The sequence below is a fragment of the Halomonas sp. 707D4 genome (assembly GCF_024158685.1).
GTDB lineage: Bacteria > Pseudomonadota > Gammaproteobacteria > Pseudomonadales > Halomonadaceae > Vreelandella.
Map to the genome: position 1 here is coordinate 1 of NZ_JAMZBD010000602.1, position 1,596 is coordinate 1,596.

Here is a 1,596-nt window from a genome sequence, read left to right on the forward strand (position 1 = left end):
GGCGACGACCGCCGCACCGAGATCCAGGCGAGCCATCTGGATCTCTCCATCGAGGACCTGATCGCCGAGGAGGACATGGTGGTCACGGTGTCGCGCTCCGGCTACGCCAAGACCCAGCCGCTTTCCGACTACCAGGCCCAGCGCCGTGGCGGTCGCGGCAAGTCGGCCACCTCGATGAAGGACGAAGACGTCATCGAGCACCTGCTGGTCGCCTCGACTCACGACACGGTGCTGCTGTTCTCCAACCGCGGCAAGGTGTACTGGCTCAAGGTGTACGAGATGCCCAACGCCAGCCGCGGCTCGCGGGGCAAGCCGCTGGTCAACATGCTGCCGCTGGAGGAGGGCGAGTCGATCAACGCCATCCTGCCGGTGCGCGACTACGACCCGGATCACTACATCTTCTTCGCCACCGCCAAGGGCACGGTCAAGCGCACCAGCCTCGAGCAGTTCTCGCGTCCGCGTAGCGTGGGCCTGATCGCCATCGACCTCGAAGAGGACGACCGCCTGGTCGGCGCGGCGATCACCACGGGCTCCGATCACGCCATGCTGCTCTCCTCGAACGGCAAGGCGATTCGCTTCGAAGAAGCCAACGTGCGCGCCATGGGCCGTACCGCCCGCGGGGTGCGCGGCATGCGCCTGCTCGACGATGCGGAAGTGATCAGCCTGATCATTCCCAAGAGCCAGCAGATCGATGCCGAAGCCGACGGTGAAGAGGGCGAAGCGTCTGCAGAGAGCGTGCAGCCACAGGCCGAAGGTCAGATCTACATCCTCACCGCCAGCGAGAACGGCTACGGCAAGCGTACCCGCCTCGAGGAGTTTCCGCTACGCGGACGCGGTGGTCAGGGCGTGATCGCGATGCAGACCAGCGAGCGCAACGGCGCGCTGGTCGCGGCGATGCAGGTCTACGACAGCGACGAGATGATGCTGATCACCGACCGGGGCACGCTGGTGCGCACCCGGGTCGAGGAGGTCTCCACCACCTCGCGCAATACCCAGGGCGTGATGCTGATCCGCCTGGGCAAGGAAGAGAAACTGGTGAAGACCGTTCGGGTCGACGAGCCCGTCGACGCTCCTCTGGAGGAGGACGAGGCCGACCTCGACGGTGCACCGCAAACGGCGACGAACGGCGTTGAAGAGGACCAGGGCCAAGATGACACGTCACTATAACTTCTGCGCGGGGCCGGCGGCCCTGCCCGACGCGGTACTGGCGCGCGCCCAGCGCGAGATGCTCGATTTCGAAGGGCGTGGTCTCTCGGTGATGGAGATGAGCCATCGCAGCGACGAGTTCGTCGGTATCGCCAAGAAGGCCGAGGCCACCTTGCGCCGACTGATGGGCATCCCGGAGCAGTATCGCGTGCTGTTTCTGCAGGGCGGGGCGAGCATGCAGTTCGCCATGCTGCCGATGAACCTTCTGGGACGCGGCGGGCGCGCCAACTTCATCCAGACCGGCATCTGGGGCAAGAAGGCGCTGGCCGAGGCCCGCCATCTCGGCTTCGACTGCCACGTGGCGGGCGAAAGCGAGTCCAACGGCCATGTCGAAGTGCCGGCGCGCGAAAGCCTTCAGGTGAGCGATGACGCTGCCTACCTGCACTACAC

The 1,596-nt window shown here is 65.9% G+C and carries 2 protein-coding genes; both read left to right on the forward strand.

Annotated elements, in window-relative coordinates; genetic code table 11:
* Positions 1 to 1,167 (forward strand): DNA gyrase C-terminal beta-propeller domain-containing protein (locus BIS11_RS17055; RefSeq protein WP_301286507.1); only part of this gene is annotated, 1,167 nt, incomplete at its 5' end.
* Positions 1,151 to 1,596, forward strand: a 446-nt coding sequence (locus tag BIS11_RS17060) for an aminotransferase class V-fold PLP-dependent enzyme (protein WP_253586652.1), incomplete at its 3' end; no start/stop codon positions are given. The genes BIS11_RS17055 and BIS11_RS17060, both read left to right, overlap by 17 nt.